Source organism: Tellurirhabdus bombi (assembly GCF_021484805.1).
Lineage (GTDB): Bacteria > Bacteroidota > Bacteroidia > Cytophagales > Spirosomataceae > Tellurirhabdus > Tellurirhabdus bombi.
In genome coordinates this window covers 438,064-455,016 of sequence record NZ_CP090557.1, presented here as the reverse complement: position 1 = coordinate 455,016, position 16,953 = coordinate 438,064, and the positions used below count along the sequence as shown (strand labels likewise).

16 protein-coding genes and 1 pseudogene are annotated in these 16,953 nt (G+C 46.2%); 9 read left to right on the top strand and 8 right to left on the bottom strand.

The window, feature by feature from the left end; translation table 11 throughout:
* Positions 1-29: 29 nt before the first annotated feature.
* The gene (locus L0Y31_RS02085) at positions 30-1,625 is read right to left on the bottom strand and encodes a peptide chain release factor 3 (protein ID WP_234735434.1); all 1,596 of its coding nucleotides are present in this window, start codon (positions 1,623-1,625) and stop codon (positions 30-32) included.
* Positions 1,626-1,706: 81 nt separating this feature from the next.
* Positions 1,707-3,365 carry a hypothetical protein gene (locus L0Y31_RS02080; RefSeq protein WP_234735433.1) on the bottom strand — a complete coding sequence of 553 codons (1,659 nt, stop codon included), beginning with the start codon at positions 3,363-3,365 and terminating at the stop codon, positions 1,707-1,709.
* A 165-nt stretch (positions 3,366-3,530) separates the two neighbouring features.
* On the opposite strand from L0Y31_RS02080, the gene L0Y31_RS02075 reads away from it, so the two are divergent.
* Together L0Y31_RS02075 and L0Y31_RS02070 are read left to right on the top strand one after the other, a co-directional pair.
* On the top strand, positions 3,531-4,040 hold the full coding sequence (locus tag L0Y31_RS02075) for a SixA phosphatase family protein (protein WP_234735432.1): 510 nt from the start codon (positions 3,531-3,533) through the stop codon (positions 4,038-4,040).
* A complete protein-coding gene (locus L0Y31_RS02070; RefSeq protein ID WP_234735431.1) occupies positions 4,030-4,236 on the top strand; it encodes a hypothetical protein in 207 nt (68 codons plus the stop codon). The genes L0Y31_RS02075 and L0Y31_RS02070 overlap by 11 nt, the downstream gene beginning before the upstream one ends.
* On the opposite strand, the gene L0Y31_RS02065 is transcribed toward L0Y31_RS02070, so the two are convergent.
* Both L0Y31_RS02065 and xerD read right to left on the bottom strand, forming a co-directional pair.
* The gene (locus L0Y31_RS02065; RefSeq protein ID WP_234735430.1) at positions 4,237-5,424 is read right to left on the bottom strand and encodes an aminotransferase class V-fold PLP-dependent enzyme; all 1,188 of its coding nucleotides are present in this window, start codon (positions 5,422-5,424) and stop codon (positions 4,237-4,239) included.
* Positions 5,425-5,439: 15 nt separating this feature from the next.
* Positions 5,440-6,351, bottom strand: coding sequence for a site-specific tyrosine recombinase XerD (gene xerD, locus L0Y31_RS02060; RefSeq protein ID WP_234735429.1), 912 nt, complete (start codon positions 6,349-6,351; stop codon positions 5,440-5,442).
* A gap of 1 nt (position 6,352) precedes the next feature.
* Between xerD and aroQ the strand changes: the two genes are divergently transcribed.
* The 4 genes and pseudogenes from aroQ to L0Y31_RS02040 all read left to right on the top strand — a co-directional run bounded on the left by aroQ (position 6,353) and on the right by L0Y31_RS02040 (position 8,919).
* Positions 6,353-6,775, top strand: coding sequence for a type II 3-dehydroquinate dehydratase (gene aroQ / locus L0Y31_RS02055; RefSeq protein ID WP_234737091.1), 423 nt, complete (start codon positions 6,353-6,355; stop codon positions 6,773-6,775).
* A gap of 1 nt (position 6,776) precedes the next feature.
* Entirely contained in the window at positions 6,777-7,796 is a 1,020-nt protein-coding gene (locus tag L0Y31_RS02050) for an aminotransferase class V-fold PLP-dependent enzyme (RefSeq protein WP_234735428.1), read from the top strand.
* A gap of 21 nt (positions 7,797-7,817) precedes the next feature.
* Positions 7,818-8,377: pseudogene (locus L0Y31_RS02045) on the top strand (MarC family protein).
* 74 nt (positions 8,378-8,451) lie between these two features.
* The gene (locus L0Y31_RS02040) at positions 8,452-8,919 is read left to right on the top strand and encodes a nucleoside triphosphate pyrophosphohydrolase family protein (protein ID WP_234735426.1); all 468 of its coding nucleotides are present in this window, start codon (positions 8,452-8,454) and stop codon (positions 8,917-8,919) included.
* Here L0Y31_RS02040 and L0Y31_RS02035 read toward each other — a convergent pair.
* The 4 genes from L0Y31_RS02035 to L0Y31_RS02020 form a co-directional block, all read right to left on the bottom strand.
* Positions 8,880-10,274 (bottom strand): sensor histidine kinase, encoded by a 1,395-nt coding sequence (locus L0Y31_RS02035; RefSeq protein ID WP_234735425.1) that lies wholly within the window; start codon positions 10,272-10,274, stop codon positions 8,880-8,882. The two genes, L0Y31_RS02040 and L0Y31_RS02035, sit on opposite strands and share 40 nt — an antisense overlap.
* A gap of 3 nt (positions 10,275-10,277) precedes the next feature.
* Complete coding sequence (locus L0Y31_RS02030) at positions 10,278-10,955, bottom strand: response regulator (protein ID WP_234735424.1); 678 nt, start codon at positions 10,953-10,955, stop codon at positions 10,278-10,280.
* A 1,321-nt stretch (positions 10,956-12,276) separates the two neighbouring features.
* Positions 12,277-12,612 carry a YtxH domain-containing protein gene (locus L0Y31_RS02025; protein ID WP_234735422.1) on the bottom strand — a complete coding sequence of 112 codons (336 nt, stop codon included), beginning with the start codon at positions 12,610-12,612 and terminating at the stop codon, positions 12,277-12,279.
* Between the two features lie 61 nt (positions 12,613-12,673).
* Positions 12,674-12,961, bottom strand: coding sequence for a YtxH domain-containing protein (locus L0Y31_RS02020; protein WP_234735421.1), 288 nt, complete (start codon positions 12,959-12,961; stop codon positions 12,674-12,676).
* Positions 12,962-13,324: 363 nt separating this feature from the next.
* Between L0Y31_RS02020 and L0Y31_RS02015 the strand changes: the two genes are divergently transcribed.
* The 3 genes from L0Y31_RS02015 (at position 13,325) to L0Y31_RS02005 (ending at position 16,925) form a co-directional block, all read left to right on the top strand.
* Positions 13,325-14,386, top strand: coding sequence for an endonuclease/exonuclease/phosphatase family protein (locus L0Y31_RS02015; protein WP_234735419.1), 1,062 nt, complete (start codon positions 13,325-13,327; stop codon positions 14,384-14,386).
* Between the two features lie 582 nt (positions 14,387-14,968).
* Entirely contained in the window at positions 14,969-15,397 is a 429-nt protein-coding gene (locus tag L0Y31_RS02010; protein WP_234735418.1) for a response regulator, read from the top strand.
* 88 nt (positions 15,398-15,485) lie between these two features.
* Positions 15,486-16,925 (top strand): sigma-54-dependent transcriptional regulator, encoded by a 1,440-nt coding sequence (locus L0Y31_RS02005; RefSeq protein ID WP_234735417.1) that lies wholly within the window; start codon positions 15,486-15,488, stop codon positions 16,923-16,925.
* Positions 16,926-16,953 lie beyond the last annotated feature (28 nt).

The window sequence follows — 16,953 nt, the reverse complement described above, 5'->3', positions numbered from 1 at the left end:
GGCTCATTTTGTGTCAACGGCTCGATAAATTAAGCTTCTATGGCCGTCTTAAACTCGGAGGTATAATGGAATTTGATGTCTGGATTGTTCTGCACGTTCATGCGTAAAATCCAGTCTGAATCGGCCAGGAAAACTGGGTTGTTGTCCTTGTCATAGGCAATTTGCATTCCCTTCAACCGAATGAACTCATCCAGTTTTTTCTTGTCATCGGAGGTAAGCCAGCACGCTTTTGAAATAGGCATCGGCGTCCAGCGGCATTTCGCGCCGTATTCGTGCTCAAGACGATACTGAATTACATCAAACTGAAGTTCACCGACGGTACCAACAATTTTCCGATTGCCGAGGGTAAGGGTGAACAACTGAGCTACTCCCTCGTCGGTTAGCTGCTGAATCCCTTTGTCGAGTTGTTTGGCTTTCATTGGATCGGTGTTAACCAGCTCCTTGAAAATTTCCGGTGAAAAACTCGGAATACCCGTGTATTGCAGCTCTTCGCCTTCGGTCAGGGTATCGCCAATTTTAAAGGTTCCCGTGTCGTAAAGCCCTACTACATCGCCGGGGAAGCCTTCTTCGACAATGCTTTTGCTATCGGCCATAAAGCTGAACGGCGAGGCAAACCGCACGTCTTTGTCCAGGCGGGTATGGTGGTAAAACTTACCCCGCTCGAACGTGCCGGAGCAAATGCGCAGGAAGGCAATCCGGTCGCGGTGGCGTGGGTCGAGGTTAGCGTGGATTTTAAAGACAAAGCCACTGAATTTAGTTTCTTCGGGCTTCACAATGCGCTTATCGGTAGCCCGGGCGATGGGCTCAGGTGAGATGTCGCAGAACGTATCCAGGAGTTCTTTCACCCCAAAATTATTCACCGCTGAGCCAAAAAAGACGGGCGCAACCTGACCCGACAGGTAATTTTGCCGATCAAATGGGTCATAAACGCCTTCGATCAGTTCCACGTCTTCGCGTAGCTGCTCGGCATCACGTTCGCCTACTTTCTGTTCCAGCACGGGCGTATTGATGTCGATTTCCACCACGTCATCTTCAACCTTGGTTTTATTAACCCGGAAGAAGTTCATCGTTTTATCGTACAAACTGTAAACGCCTTTGAAATCAGAACCCATGTTAACAGGCCAGGTCAGCGGCCGAACGCGAAGGTTCAGTTTTGTTTCCAGCTCGTCCAGCAGGTCAAACGGTTGCTGGCCTTCCCGGTCCAGTTTGTTGATAAAAATGATAACGGGCGTATCGCGCATCCGGCAAACCTCCATGAGGCGCTCAGTTTGCTCCTCAACGCCTTTCACACAGTCGATTACCAGAATAACGCTGTCAACGGCGGTCAGAGTGCGGTAGGTATCTTCGGCAAAATCTTTGTGACCCGGGGTATCAAGAATATTAATTTTCAGATCCCGGTATTCAAATGTCATTACGGATGTAGCAACCGAGATACCCCGTTGTTTCTCGATTTCCATAAAGTCAGAGGTTGCTGACTTTTTAATTTTATTGGATTTTACGGCTCCGGCGGTTTGAATGGCCCCACCAAAAAGCAGTAATTTTTCGGTTAATGTAGTTTTACCGGCATCCGGGTGGCTAATGATGGCAAAGGTCCGGCGGCGGCTGATTTCTTGTATAGCACTCATTGGTTTTCAGTTCTGCTAAAAGCCCCACACAGCATGGCAACTGCGTAGATATGAAGCACAAAGATACAAAAAAAGGTGGTCTTAATGAGCGATAAACTGGTTAGTCCACTGTAGGGTGGGTTGTTGTGCTAGCCGAATCAAACCAAGCTGGTAGCTGCCTGGGGTAAGTGGCCCCGGGTAAAAATACGATCTGGTGCCTTCCCGAAACCAGTTGCCGGTTGTTAGCAGGGTAAATCGGTTTCTTTCGGGGGTGCGCAGGGCGGGCAGTACGTGGGTTTTATCTTTGGACTGCAACACCAAAAAATCGGGCGCAACTAAATCAGGGTTTGCTAATTCGATCAAAGTGGAATTGGTGGAAGGATCGATGATAGAATCTACCTTGAACGACACGGTTGAAGCGGCGGCCGTTGCCTGTTGAAGCGCCGAATTAAGGGCCGATAAAGCTGGCTGAGGAAATTGATACTGCTCACGTTCCAATCCTTTGTCGAGCCAGCCTTTCCAGAAAGGATCCATCAGGAAAAGATTGGACAAAACCGACTGATGGTGCGTTTGCACATTCCAGGCATCGGCGTACAAACTATTTTTTTTGTTCAGTAAATCCGGGACGTATTGCAGCCAGGAATTTACGTAAAAGAGACCACTTGTTACCGCTAAGCCAACAATAACCCGCTGTTGCACCGATTTTTTGACAACAAACAAAAGGAGTAGATACGCTGTAATGAGTAGCAAAATAGCGTAAACCTGATACCGATCGACGAGTAGCAGATTGCCATCGCTGCGGGTTAGGGAGGCGGCTCCGGCGGTACCGAGCAGCACCAGCGAAAGGCCCAATAAAACCAGAAAGGGGGCTGATTTGCGGTAGCGGGCTTGCCGAAAACAAAAGCTCCAGCAAAGGGCAAAGATGCCTAGAATAACCAGGCCCGTCACCCAAACCACGGCTTGACTCGGAATACCCAGCAGCCAGCGGTAACCATCCAGGTAAAAAACAGACCCAACGAAACCAACCACGCTATAGACCAGCCAGATCGGATGTTGAATGATTGTCTGAAACGACGATTGACTGCGAAAATCGTAGCCAACCGTAAAGTACAGCCCAATAAACAAAACCCCGATGATAAGCCAAACCACTGCGTTGATCCAGCGACCCTGCACACCCAGCAGAACAATGACCGCAAAATATGCGAAGATGCCATTGCTGTTGGAATAGAGCAGAAGCAAGGCCAGCAGCAGAGCTCCAATCTGGGAGGTGTACTTGGGTTTCAACGCAATCTGAAACAGAATAAAATAGCCAAACAACGAAACCGTGTGCTGTAAAACCGATAGCGCCCACCATAAATTGGCGTGGTACGAAGGCTGAAATAAAAGCAAAGCAACGGGCAGCAACGCCCAGGAAGAAACGCTCTGCTGGTTTAGCATTCGGGCAATCACGAATAAAATACCCAGGGAGCTTAGGCTACCAACAAAAATCAAGGTCTTAAAATTGAGCGTACCTTCTACGAAATAATCCGCCAGAAAGATCAGCCTCGATAGGAGGATGCGGTGATCATTGTGCTGTTCCAGAAGGAGCGTAAAGCCTTGAGATAAAGTTGTCGCGGAATCGGTCAGGCGGGTTAGCGAAAAAAGGTAGAGGTAATCGTCTACAATTGGGATATTAACGGCAAAGCCAAGAACAGCTACGTAAAATAAAATCGCCAGCAAAGTCAAAAGGCCAATGAGCAGGCGGCTTTTTTGTCGGGGCATTGCAACAGAACCAGTTAGCATGAAGGTGTGAACAAAGAGCCAAAATTAGGAAAAGTCTATTTAGCACGGCAGAATTATCTAGCAAGAGTAGTTACTTCCAAAAAAATAGCCGATCAAAAAGAAAAAATGCTTCTTTGCACGTTTGATAGATAAGATAAATTAGAAATGAAGCGAACCCTATATTTAGTCCGACACGCTAAAGCCGAAGATCGCACGATGTTTCAGCGCGATCACGAGCGCGAGCTTGTGTCACAAGGAATCATGGCGGCGGCGCGCGTTGGCCGAAACCTGGCCGAAGAAAACATTCATCCCGACTGCATTGTGAGTAGCACAGCGGCCCGCGCCAAGGCGACGGCCAAAGTAATGGCGGAACAATTGCACATCGATCCAGAAACCATCCAGTTGAACGAGCACCTGTTTGATGGCGGTCCAAAGGCTTATCTGGGGGCTATCAATGCCGTTGATGCTTCCTTTTCGTCCGCCATGCTGGTAGGGCACAATCCGGACATTTCCTATCTGGCCGAGTACCTGACGCACACAGATGTAGGTTCCATGAGCACGAGTGCCGTTGTAACCATTGAATTTGATGAGCTGGAATGGGCTGAAATCTCGGCTCGGACGGGGCGTCTCGTTGCTCATATTTCTCCCAAGAAACTAACAAAAGATGAATCGTAATCGACGAATATTATTTATTGGTGCCCTTATTTTTACGCTGATCGTCGCTTGGGTTGCCGTTGACATGGCGCGCCGGACAACGGCTCCCTGGAATAAGCGGCGGCAACTGGAACGTGCGTTGCCGCCAACCATGCAGTCTGATGGCACATCGATCGATACAATGGCAGTTGATACGGTAGGCATTGATCCTAGATAACTAGGGTTCTGCGTGTATGAGTAACTGATTAACCAGCGCTTCTACATCACGCGGCTCGTTATACACGTGAGGCGCTACGCGGAGTGCCTGTCCACGGGCAGATACAGACACGTTTTGTTGCAACAAGGCGTGCTGAACGGCCAGCGTGTCGGTGCCCGCCGGGAGCCAGATGCTAAGCAGGTGGTGCGCGCGCCCCGCCTCTGGTTCAATTTCATAGCCTTTACTTGCTAATTCTGGTAAGGCACTTAAAAACAGCTCCCGGCAGTAAGCCTGAATGCGTTCGGGTTGCCAATCCAGCAATTGACGAAGCGAAGCTTCCAGCATGGGCATCTGGATAAAATGAGAATGCTCGCCAACATTGTACCGATACGCTTTGGGTCGGTAGGCTGGCTCGTATTGGGTCAGGCGGTGGAACAGGTTGCTACCCTCGCGGTTCATCCAGCTTTCCTCCAAGGGAATACCATCGTCAAAAAAAGGACCATAGTAGGCCAGTCCCAGCGAATAAGGTCCCATGAGCCATTTGTAGGCGGCACAGATGATGGTATCGGGCTGAATTTTTTGCCAGTCGAAGGGCAGGGCGCCGATGGCCTGCGTGCCGTCAATCACAAACAACGCACCGACTTCCCGGGCACGTTGGCCAATTGCTTCCAGATCGAAGCGGGTGCCGTACATCCAGTGCACGGGCGGCACCACAACCAAAGCAGTACTGGCGTCAATGGCGCTGAGTAGGCGTTCATTCCAGCGGGGAGCTTTGGGAAAGCCGTCGGGCATGCCAATGGTAGTGATCGATAAGCCGAGTTCCTGACTTACCCGGTCCCAGGCGTACACGTCGCTTGGAAACTCTTCGCCAATCAGAACAATCTGCTGCCCAGGTTTTAAACCGGCCTTACGATGCAGGTTACGAGCCACAACACCCATTCCGTAGGAAACAGAAGGAATGAGCGCGATTCGCTCGGGATCAGGATTATTAATCAGCTGCGAGAACAAATCACGGACAATAAAAGCACCGCTAAAGAAATCGTCTGGTCGCAAACCAACGGGATTGGTATGGCGGCGAATGGCTCCGTGCCCAGCCGCTTCGACAGCTTTGCTATACGGTGCTCGGGTAGCGCAGTTAAGGTAGTGAATGTCGTCGGGAAGGGTAAACGCCTCTCGCTGGCTGGTCAGGTGAGAAAGTGGTTGTATCATGGTTATGTTGAAATCTTATTGATGCCGACGGCTGTTTCGGGGATGGTAGTCAATCATCATTTGGCGCAGGTAATCACGGTCAAGGTGGGTATAAATCTCCGTTGTGGTGATGGATTCGTGACCAAGCATCTGCTGGACTGCACGCAGGTCGGCACCGCCTTCGATCAGGTGTGTTGCAAAAGAGTGGCGGAACGTATGCGGGCTGATGGTTTTTTTGATGCCCGCTTCGAGTGCTAATTTTTTAATCATCTTGAAGACCGAGATGCGCGACAGGGGTTTGCCGCGCTGGTTCAAGAAAACAAGGTCTTCGGCTTCTTTCTGAATATCAAACTGGCTGCGAATCTGATCGACGTAAATTTGCGTGTACTTGATGGCATCCTGACCAATGGGCACCAGCCTGACTTTGCTGCCTTTGCCAAAAATGCGAATAAACCCAATGTCGAAATAGCAATTGGTGAGCCGAAGATCAAGCAGTTCGGACACCCGCAAGCCTGAACTATACAGAACTTCCAGAATGGCCCGGTCGCGTGCTCCGGCGAGAGTAGACAGGTCGAGGGCGGCCAGAATGGCTTCAATTTCCGGAAAGTTAAGGGTATCGGGTAACTGGCGGCTCAGCTTGGGTCCTTCGATCAGGTGCGTTGGGTCTGTTTTGATTAGGTTCTCAAACAACAGATATTTGAAAAAAGCTTTCAAACCCGACAGCATACGGGCTTGGGAAAAAGCCGATAAGCCGAGGTCACTTAAATACCTTAAATAGTCGTACAGATGGTTTTCGGTAACTAAAAACGGGCCAACGTCGTTATTCGATAATTCCAGGAATTGCCGTAGCTTTTCGACATCGCGCAAATAAGCTTCGATGGAATTATCGGCCAATGAACGCTCCAGAGTCAGGTAGTTTTTGAATGCGTTACTATAACTTTGCCACATGATGAAAAAAATCCTTATCCTAAACGGTCCTAATCTGAATCTGGTTGGTAAACGCGAGCCAGAAATTTACGGTAGTCTTTCGGTACTTGATTACCTGAAAAGCATTGAATCCCAATTTCCCGATGCGCAACTGCACCATTTTCAGTCGAACCACGAGGGTGAATTGATTGACAAGATACACGAATTAGGCTATACCTTTGACGGAATCGTTATTAATGCGGGTGCTTATACGCACACGTCCATTGCGTTGGCCGATGCGCTGGCGGCTGTAACCGCACCTGCCGTAGAAGTACATATATCAAACATTCACGCCCGTGAGCCGTTCCGTCATCATAGTTATCTGTCAGCCAAATGCAAGGGCATTATTGCCGGTTTGGGTTTGATGGGGTATGAGTTAGCTGTTCGGTATTTATTGAATTTGTAGTATGATTACGTTTTATCCTGGTCCGTCTAAAGTGTATCCAAGGGTGGCAGATTACGCCCACGAAGCAATCCGCAAAGGAGTGGTCAGCCTCAATCATCGCAGCCCTGGATTTATGGCTATTCTCAAGGAAACCATTCGGTTACTGCACGAGAAACTAGAAATTCCGTCAGACTATCACATTGCTTTTGTGTCGTCGGCTACTGAATGCTGGGAGATCATTGCGCAGTCGATGACGGTAACCACAAGTCTGCATTTGTATAAAGGCGCTTTCGGGCAAAAATGGATGGAATATGCCTACCGCATCAAGCCGCCCATTATTCTGGGCGAAGCCGATGTGCTGTGCATTGTGCAGAATGAAACGTCTAATGGCTCGCAGGTACGGATGGATTCTCTGGCTGATTTCAGAAGGGAATTTACGGGCCTGATTGCCGTTGATGCCACCTCGTCAATGGCAGGCATCGAGTTTAACTGGGAACTGGCCGATGTATGGTTTGCCTCCGTGCAAAAATGTTTTGGTTTGCCAGCGGGTTTGGGTATTCTGGTTTATTCGCCGAAAGCGTTGGAGCGCGCCCAGGTAATCGATGACCGCCAGCACTATAACAGCCTGCTGTTCATTCACGAAAACTTCGCCAAAGGACAGACGCACTACACTCCCAACGGGCTGGATATATACCTGTTATTGTGCGTATTGCAGCAGGTGCCGCCGATTAAGGAAGTGGCCGAAATGGTGCGGGAGCGGGCCGCGAACTGGTATCAATTCTTTAAGGAAGAACAACCGCATTGGGAGCTTTTAATCAAAGATAAAAAGCAACAATCCGATACGGTAATTGCCGTTCAGGGGAGCGAAGCGGCCGTCAAATCAATCAAACAGGCAGCGCAGCAGCAGGGAATTATTCTGGGGAATGGCTACGGCGACTGGAAAACAAACACGTTTCGGATTGCGAATTTTCCGGCTATCGAAGACGGCGAAATTCGTAAATTAAAAGAATTTTTACGTAGCTGGCGACCGGAAGCAGAGTAGAGATCGTAGCTTTGCGATCATATGCTAAGTCTGAAGGAAATCGTATCGGTAACGCTTATTTTATTTTCGGTAATTGATGTTATCGGATCGTTGCCCATTGTCATTGATTTGCGGAAAAAAGCGGGTAAAATCGAGTCGGAGAAAGCAACGATAGCTTCGGGAATCCTGATGGTGGCGTTTCTCTTTTTGGGAGAATCGCTGCTAAAACTTTTTGGCGTTGACGTATCGTCCTTTGCGGTGGCAGGCGCCCTGATTATTTTTCTGCTGGGTCTGGAAATGATTCTGGGGCGGATATTTTCAAGGAAGAAGTGCACACCGGCTCTATTTCCATTGTTCCTATTGCCTTTCCACTCATTGCCGGAGCGGGCACCATGACGACCATTCTGGCTTTAAAAGCCGAATATGCCACGACCAACATTCTGGTTGGCATCCTGCTCAACCTGATTCTTATCTACCTGGTTCTGAAATCATCGATCTGGATTGAGAATCGCCTTGGCCCCGGTGGCACCAGCATTTTACGAAAAATCTTCGGTATCATTCTGCTAGCCATTGCCATTAAATTATTCAAAAACAATTTTTAACATACCTGGCCGCCGCTTTATCACCTGAGAATAGATAGCCTATTGCTCAGTGAAAGAAGGCCAATTGATTTATTATGCAAACACCTGACGCACTGAACGCCGTAGCTGAATTTCACCGTACTTTTCACCATCCTGTTTTGGAAACACCCCAAATTCCGGCAGAGACACGTTGCCAGCTTCGGGTGGCTTTGTTGGCTGAAGAATTAAAAGAATTGGAAGTAGCTATTCTGGAGAAAGACATTGTTGCCGTTGCCGATGCACTGTGCGATTTGCAGTACGTTCTTTCGGGGGCAGTACTAGAATTTGGCTTGGGCGAAAAATTTAAAACCCTGTTCGATGAAGTACAACGTTCTAATTTAAGCAAAGCGTGTCTGACAACGGAAGAAGCTGAAGCCACGGTCGCGCACTACCAGGCAAAAGGAACGGAATGCCATTATGTAGAATCAGATGGGAAATACCTGGTTTACCGCACGAACGATAATAAAACGCTTAAGAATATTAATTATTCGCCAGCGGACTTGGATTCCGTGCTCAATGCGTAGGTTTTAGGAAAAGAGACGGTGAACGTACTTCCTTCCCCCAGCGTAGATTGAACATCGATGCTGCCCCGGTGCTGGAGAATAATCCGGCGGGCCAAGGCCAAGCCAAGGCCATTCCCCGCCACGGACGCATTGGAACGAAAGAAAGGCTCGTATATATGGGGAAGTTCGTCGGTCGAAATGCCATCCCCTTTGTCTGAGAATGATACTTGGATGATAGAGTTGATGTGCACTGAAACCACGCACTGCTGGTTGTGAGAATACTTACAGCCGTTTTCCATCAAATTTTGAAAAGCTGTTCTGAGCAGGGGGTCAACGCCTAGAATCATTAGTTCTTCCTCCTGCTCAGGCATGTTTTCGAAGCGAATGTCGATGGAATAGGAGGGGTTCTGCTGAAGAATGGTACTTCGGACTTGCCATAAAAGCTCATCAACCCGAACGGGCTCAAAGGAGAGGGTGGCCGCGTCTGCGCTGGCAGACGTTAGTTCTAACAAACCATTGACAAGTTTACGCAGCTTTTGAATTTCCTCCAGTACGCCTTCCAGCACTTTCTGGTATTCTTCCGGGCTTCGGGTTTGCATCAAGGATACTTCAACTTCACCCATCATGACGGCTAGGGGTGTGCGAAGCTCATGCGAAGCGTGGGAGACAAAACTTTTCTGCGCCGTAAAAGCCTCGTCCAGACGCCCCAGCATGGCATTAAACGTAGCGGCCAACTTGGCTAGTTCATCGTGCTGTCGGCCAACGCGGAGGCGGGCATTAATGTTCGTTGCCGAAATGTCGTTAACCTGATTAATGATATCAGAAACGGGCTTCAGCGCATCTCCTGCAAATAACCAACCTGCCAGAATAAGTATTCCGAGACTAATAATCCAGCCGACCGTGAGAATCTGACGCAGGCGGTTCAGTTTTGAAAAACCATAACGATCATTGGCTGTAACAATGACCGCTAGTTTTTCGCCTTTTTTGCTCTGGTAAGGAACGCCAATTAACTCATCATCATTTTCCCGAACGTATACCTCGCGCCCATTGTGTATTTGAGTAACCAGCGTGGACATAAAGCGAATGGCCTGCCCACTGCTGTTATAAATGACCGTATTATTGCTATTGTAAACGACGACCTGGTCTTTATACAAGGCTATCGGGTCGCCAACATCAATGCGGCGGAGGACACCGCCCGAGTCATGACCTACACTCTGTAGTAACCGAACCGTCGTAAAAGCTTCCTCCCGCAGACGTTGTTTAAATTCTGTTTCCCGGTGCTGACTATACAAATAATAAATCGAAAGCGAGAAAAGTAGCATAATAGACGCTACCATTGTCGCAAAAACAAACGTCAGACGGGTACGAATGGTCATAAATCACTCTTCTTTCAAGATATACCCCATCCCAATTACGGTATGTATAAGCTTGATAGGGTATTCTTTATCAATCTTTTTCCGAAGAAAATTAACGTAAACATCAATTACATTGGTACCAGTGTCAAAATGGATATCCCATACTTTCTCGGCGATATCAATTCGCGACACAACGCGGCCACGGTTCCGCATCAAATATTCGAGCAAACCAAATTCTTTGGCTGTCAGTTCGATGCGCCGTCCGCCACGCCGGGCTATTTTTTCGTTTAGGTCTAGCTCCAGGTCCGCTATTTTTAAGAGGTTAGCCTGTGCGCCAGCATTAGCATTGCGTTTGCTCAAGGCGCGGATACGCGCCAGCAACTCCCGAAACTCAAACGGTTTGACCAGATAGTCGTCGGCACCAGCCTCAAAACCCGTGACTTTGTCGTCCACCGATCCCATAGCGGTTAGCATAAGGATGGGGGTTTTAAGTCCTTCGGCACGAATCGACTGGGCTACATCAAACCCATTCATTTTGGGCAGGTTGACATCCATGACAATAACGTCATACAGACTACTAAGCGCCATTGTGCGACCAATTTGACCGTCGTATGCAATGTCTACTTCACACGACTGCTCTTCTAATCCCTTTTTGACAAACGAAGCCAATTTGGGTTCATCTTCTACCACCAGAATTTTCATAATAGACCCACAGGTTGTCAGGTATTAATATCAAACACATACAATAAGACAAATGTCTAAAGCCGGTCTTGCCTGTTGTCTAACTAGTATATCCAAATTTATAGATGGTGCATTCCAGAAAACAGACTCTCAAAGTTGGCAACAGACAAGGCCTGATGGCAAAGTAGAAAAAGAGATTTGGATATGCAAAATGTAGTAATAACGAAAACCTCTGACTTAGCCAAAAGACTATTCAGAGGTTTAATTTTTATAAACAGGAACACATTGCCAGTCTTTCAAGTAGCCGTGGGCTGTCTGTTTACTGTTTTAGAGTTACGGGGTACGAAACGGTTAATTACGGTCGGTACGGAATCCCTGATTGACGAGCAATAAGAGTTTTTCCATAGATTTTATTTAGTCAGTTTGACAGTACAAATGTTGGGTAGATTAATTAAAACCACTTAAATCTACCATTAAAAGAGCGTTAAATTAAGACAGCCTATAAAACCAAAAAGCTACCCGGAATACGTCCTCCAAGTAGCTTTCTCATCCTATCCACACCATTACAAAGTGCTTATTTCACTAAGTCACTTTGACGTTCAACCTTCCTTTTGGAACCAATTCGCTCCGCTCTAGAGAGCGCTTACGAATCGTTTACCATATCCTGGTAACTTTGAAGTGATACAAAATTACCGGTGATCAATTAAAACAGCGTTAAACACGAGTTAAAATACTATGAAAGTCGCAGGGAAGAAGGAGCGCGTAGCAAAATAAAAAAGCTATCCGAGAGGCTCGAATAGCTTTCCGACTATATCCACACCATTTAAAAACAGCCGTACGTTTAGAAATAGGCTGCCTTATTTTATGCTTCTAGCTAAACCAGAAGCAAATTTCTTGTATCTACATTAGATTGAAGACGAACGCTAAACTGGGAAAAGGCCTAACTTTATTAAGGTCAATGGCCTTTCTGAGCGTATAAAATTACGCCCCCTAAATTTTAAAAGCAAATCCGTATAATAAAAGTCGGTAAAATTGTGTTAGCTCAGAAAGGAATAACTAGTTGCTGCAACTATAAGCTAAAGCGAGCATTAGTAGGCCACCGATAAGGCGCAGGACAAAATCAGGTTCAAAAGAAGAGCGCTTGTAGCGTGCCATGAGAAGGAGTTTCTGATAAAAGTGCTTTAAGAGTACCGCGCCAAAGCTCTTATCCCCCGATTAAACTGCTGTTAAAGCCTCATTAAAAACAGATTAATTGCTTAAACGATAAATGCCCAAAGGCAAGCGGAACACCGCTTGCCTTTGGGCATTTATTCAATAACGTTGAGTAAACCAGAATGGCTGACTAGTTAACTTTGATTGACTGTTTCGCTGAGTCAACGCCTTCATGAGCGCGATCTGCTACGTCTTCAACCTTATCGTTAAACTGTGATTTATTCTGTTGGTCACGGAATTGATCTTGAACCTTTCCGCTCCAGTCGTTTACCTGCGACTTAACTGTGTCAACCTGGGTTTTGACCTGGTCTACACCTTTTTGCCACTGATCTTGTAGATCTTTAGTGCGCTTATCTGCCTCGTCCTTAATGTATTGACGGGTTTCGCGTCCACTTTTAGGGGCTGTTAATAGGCCAGCAGCTACGCCAGTAATAAATCCTAGCAGAAAATCTTTTGTGCTTCTCATCGTATTAAAATGTTTAGTGTGTTACCTGAGTGAAGGTAATGATGTGGAAAAAACGTGATGTTTAATATTTGGAATTCCGTTCCGCTTGTTCAATCGCACTTTTTGATTTGCTAGCGGCAGTATCAACTACATCGTTGTAACGGTTAGCTACTGTTTCCTTGGCTCCTTCATATTGATGACGAATATTATCGAAGCCGGCTGAAACAGAGTCTTGTAAATCCTTCAAAAGTTTATCTGTGTCAGAAGAAAATTTCTTACGGGTTGCTTTTCCACTGCGCGGGGCCAGAAGTATGCCGAGCGCTGCGCCAGTTAATAAGGCAACTACAATGCCGCTTACATTCGATTTCATGGGTACTTGAGTTTTTATGTTAACAGTGTGACCAGATATAAAAGAATTGAGAATACGTAAGAAAAATCTGTACCACTTCTCGTAAAAAGTTAATTGTATCGCATAAAGCGCTGATTATAAAGGTTTAATGATTTTAAGTGCATGAGGGATGCTAAACTGTGTAAGCGGCTGCTGAGGAAAATATTCCACATTGTATACCATCTATGCATCAATAAGGGAGCGGCGTCTATACTTATGCCCTATGGAGAGAGGAAAGCTTTGTAAGCATCTTTAAAATAATATAACAAACGTATTCGCATAAGTCTGGTTATATCATATGGTAGAATCTACCGGGGCTTATTACCTAATCTATATCATTGCTAAATGACCTCCTTATTTATCCTTCTCAATTGCGTAAGCGGATTTGCTATCCTGACTTCATTTATTCATTTAGTTCGTTATGATGCCTGGTGGATACGCATTTGGGATTTCCCCCATTTGCAACTGGCTATTTTAATTCTACTATGTCTGGTTACCCGACTTACGCTAATGCCTCTTCAGGAGCCAACTGACTGGATTATAACGGGGCTCCTAGTGACGTCTTTGCTATATCAGGCATGGCTAATCTATCCATATACCAATCTGCATAAGATACAGATGAATAGCCAGAAGAGCGACGATCCATCCAATACGCTTCAGCTGATGATTGCCAATATTTATATGGATAATCGCAATTATGACCGCATCTTGAAACAAGTCGCGCTGGTGAAGCCGGATGTACTGCTCATTGTCGAGGCTGACGACGCCTGGAAGGAAGCCCTGCGGCCTTTGGAAACAGATTATCCACACCGGATTTTGCAGGCTTTGCCCAATACATACGGTATGTTGTTGTACACACGCTTAAAAATGACAGATCCTGAAGTACGTTTTTTAATCGAAGATGATATTCCATCGGTGCGCGTGAATCTTCAACTACCCTCAGGACAGTCTATTCGTTTTTATGGCGTTCATCCCCAGCCGCCCAGTCCCACTGAGCATTACCGTTCTACGGAACGAGATGCCGAATTATTGGTAATTGGAAAAGAAGCCAGACAGCATACCGGGCCTGTAATTGTAGCGGGTGACCTAAATGATGTAGCTTGGTCGCACACAACCCGGCTTTTTCAGCGCATTAGTGGGCTGCTTGACCCACGGATTGGTCGTGGGCTATACAGCACTTTTCACGCAAAGTATTTTTTTCTACGCTGGCCCCTGGATCATATTTTTGCTTCCCATCATTTTAAAGTAGGAAAGATAAAGCGGCTACCGAACTGCGGCTCCGACCATTTTCCTGTTTTTGTTTCGTTGACGTATTCGCCTGATCCAGAATCGAAGAAGGAAGAACCACAGCCTGAGGGAGATGATAAGCAGGAGGCTGTTGAAAAAATTGAGAAGGCCAAAGAATAGCTTAAAAATTAAAATCCCTGCATTCAACTTGATGCAGGGATTCCGTACCCACCGTAACTTGTACTTAACCTAAATCGTATCGCTGTAACGTTAATGATCCAGCGTTGAAACCACCTAAACCTAAACGTACCACTCTTTTATCTTGACTGCTTTCGTAACAAAGTACGAATCGCAGTATGGTGTGTCTTTTTATTTGAGAGCCGATTTGTTCGCTTTCACCAGAATTATTTGAGAAAATTATGCCAAAATTGATAGCTGCTGAAAAATTTGTAAAAACCCCTTAAAAACCCTCTTCCTAAGATAGAATTGTCCTTGATTTGCATTTCTGAGATTGCTGTTAGCCTTATTCTGCCGCAAAAAAGTGTAGAATATTTTCCACATCTGGGGAAAAGATGTAGAGAAACTACATCTTTACTGAGTTAATAAGAAAATAGATTCATATATAAACGGGAAAAATATTTGCATAAGATGCTCCCTTTTAGGGTAGTATTGAAGAAAACGAGTTATTTGAAGCGTTCTAAGTGATATTAGGCATATTATTTATACAGTATATACTAACTGTTTTCTGAAGTTGAATGTAGTATGTATGTCGAAAGTATGCTGGGTTGGCAGACCGGAGGAAGTTTTAAACCGGTTAGTACAAATATGAATAGTGAGAAGCGAGTGCTTATCGTAGATGACGAGGCCGATATATGCTTGCTGTTATCGGGTTTATTAAAACGGATGGGCTACCAGACAACCTGTGCCCATTTCTTGGAGGAAGGGCGTCTACAATTAACACGGCAAGAATTTGATGCTGTTTTCTTAGATTTGAGTTTACCGGATGGAGTAGGGTTCGAATTACTCTCTTATATCCGCAATATAAATGACTCAACCAAAGTTGTCATGATTAGCGCCTTCGATGGCATGGCCGAACGGAATAAGGCAACACAGGAAGGAGCCGACTACTTTATTGGTAAACCTTTCAACCGGAAGACCATCGAACAGGCGCTCCAATCTATACAACTTTAGCAATTAACGGCTTTAGATTGTATACCGAATTGGTTAATTTTGTTGAGTTAGCTTAATAAGCAGTCATTGTGGCTTGCGCCTCCTTTCTATGGAAAGAATCTTGATCGTTGACGATAATAACGATATATGTCTCCTATTAGAGCGTTTTCTGTCTAAACAAGGATATAAGACCGCTTCTGTCCAGCGAGGCGAAGATGCATTAGCATTGCTCCGTAAAGAATCGTTTGAATTAGTTATTTGTGATTTCAAATTGCCCGATATCAACGGGTTAGAAATACTGCGTCGAATTAAAGTCCTTGATTCGACCACGGCAGTTATCATTATTACGGGTTATTCGGATGTACGGACTGCAGTATTGACGGTGAAGCATGGAGCGTTTGATTACGTTACAAAACCGTTGTATCCGGACGAAATTCTGTTTACCATCAAAAATGCCCTGGAACGCCGCTCCCAAACAATTGCGAGTGCGGCAGCCAAGCCAGAGCAAACCACTACCCAGGCATCGACTGCTGCTAAGCCAAGCGCAAAGTCAAAACTGACTAGCGGTGGCAAACGCTTTATTTTTGGTAAAAGCCGGGCTGCGGAGATGCTGCAAAGCCACATTGATCTCATTGCCCCTACAAACATGTCTGTCATCATTACAGGTGAGACAGGAACGGGAAAAGAGTTTGTGGCCAACGCGATCCACCAAAGAAGCAAACGGGCTGACAAGCCTTTTGTCGCAATTGACTGTGGTGCCTTGTCGAAGGAACTGGCTGGTAGTGAGCTATTTGGTCACCTAAAAGGATCTTTTACCGGGGCTATGGCCGATAAGGTAGGGAGTTTCGAACACGCCAACGGAGGAACTCTTTTCCTGGATGAGATCGGAAACCTTTCGTACGAGAATCAGATTAAATTGCTTCGGGTTTTGCAGGAGCGTAAGATTCGTCGGATCGGGAGTAACCAGGATATCTCAGTGGACGTGCGCATCATTGCGGCTACTAACGAAGACTTGAAGGAAGCAGTTCGACAAGGACGATTCCGGGAAGATATTTACCACCGGCTTGACGAATTTCCGATCAGTTTGGTGCCACTTCGGGAACGCAAAGCTGATATTCTGATCTTTGCAGAACATTTTCTTTTGCTTGCCAACGAGCAGCTTGAGAAGAATATAATTGGCTTTGACGATGAAGTTAAAGAAAAACTAAAAGAGTATTTCTGGCACGGGAATCTGCGGGAGCTACAAAATGTGGTCAAAAGAGCGGTTTTGCTATCTTTGGGCGAATATGTAACGCTGGATTGTCTGCCGATTGAAATCAGAGAGCCAACGTACTTAACGGAGAACATTATAACTCCAACGGTTTCTGGAACGCCCGTTGCGACTCAACCGAATAGTAATCTCAAGTCTGTTTCCGAAAATGCGGAGCGGGCTGCCATCATCAAAGTTCTGGAAAAGACAGGCTACAACAAGACAAAGGCGGCTGAAGTACTAAATATTGATCGCAAGACGCTTTATAACAAGCTGAAAGCTTACGATATTCATCTTTAATTAAAAGAAAAACGGCACCATCAAGTGC

What these genes read in the sequence shown, in the direction of transcription:
- L0Y31_RS02085 (WP_234735434.1), bottom strand. Translation starts at nt 1,625, where the DNA reads ATGAGTGCTATACAAGAAATCAGCCGCCGCCGGACCTTTGCCATCATT.
- L0Y31_RS02080 (WP_234735433.1), bottom strand. Translation starts at nt 3,365, where the DNA reads ATGCCCCGACAAAAAAGCCGCCTGCTCATTGGCCTTTTGACTTTGCTG.
- L0Y31_RS02075 (WP_234735432.1), top strand. Translation starts at nt 3,531, where the DNA reads ATGAAGCGAACCCTATATTTAGTCCGACACGCTAAAGCCGAAGATCGC.
- L0Y31_RS02070 (WP_234735431.1), top strand. Translation starts at nt 4,030, where the DNA reads ATGAATCGTAATCGACGAATATTATTTATTGGTGCCCTTATTTTTACG.
- L0Y31_RS02065 (WP_234735430.1), bottom strand. Translation starts at nt 5,424, where the DNA reads ATGATACAACCACTTTCTCACCTGACCAGCCAGCGAGAGGCGTTTACC.
- xerD (WP_234735429.1), bottom strand. Translation starts at nt 6,351, where the DNA reads ATGTGGCAAAGTTATAGTAACGCATTCAAAAACTACCTGACTCTGGAG.
- aroQ (WP_234737091.1), top strand. Translation starts at nt 6,353, where the DNA reads ATGAAAAAAATCCTTATCCTAAACGGTCCTAATCTGAATCTGGTTGGT.
- L0Y31_RS02050 (WP_234735428.1), top strand. Translation starts at nt 6,777, where the DNA reads ATGATTACGTTTTATCCTGGTCCGTCTAAAGTGTATCCAAGGGTGGCA.
- L0Y31_RS02040 (WP_234735426.1), top strand. Translation starts at nt 8,452, where the DNA reads ATGCAAACACCTGACGCACTGAACGCCGTAGCTGAATTTCACCGTACT.
- L0Y31_RS02035 (WP_234735425.1), bottom strand. Translation starts at nt 10,274, where the DNA reads ATGACCATTCGTACCCGTCTGACGTTTGTTTTTGCGACAATGGTAGCG.
- L0Y31_RS02030 (WP_234735424.1), bottom strand. Translation starts at nt 10,955, where the DNA reads ATGAAAATTCTGGTGGTAGAAGATGAACCCAAATTGGCTTCGTTTGTC.
- L0Y31_RS02025 (WP_234735422.1), bottom strand. Translation starts at nt 12,612, where the DNA reads ATGAGAAGCACAAAAGATTTTCTGCTAGGATTTATTACTGGCGTAGCT.
- L0Y31_RS02020 (WP_234735421.1), bottom strand. Translation starts at nt 12,961, where the DNA reads ATGAAATCGAATGTAAGCGGCATTGTAGTTGCCTTATTAACTGGCGCA.
- L0Y31_RS02015 (WP_234735419.1), top strand. Translation starts at nt 13,325, where the DNA reads ATGACCTCCTTATTTATCCTTCTCAATTGCGTAAGCGGATTTGCTATC.
- L0Y31_RS02010 (WP_234735418.1), top strand. Translation starts at nt 14,969, where the DNA reads ATGTATGTCGAAAGTATGCTGGGTTGGCAGACCGGAGGAAGTTTTAAA.
- L0Y31_RS02005 (WP_234735417.1), top strand. Translation starts at nt 15,486, where the DNA reads ATGGAAAGAATCTTGATCGTTGACGATAATAACGATATATGTCTCCTA.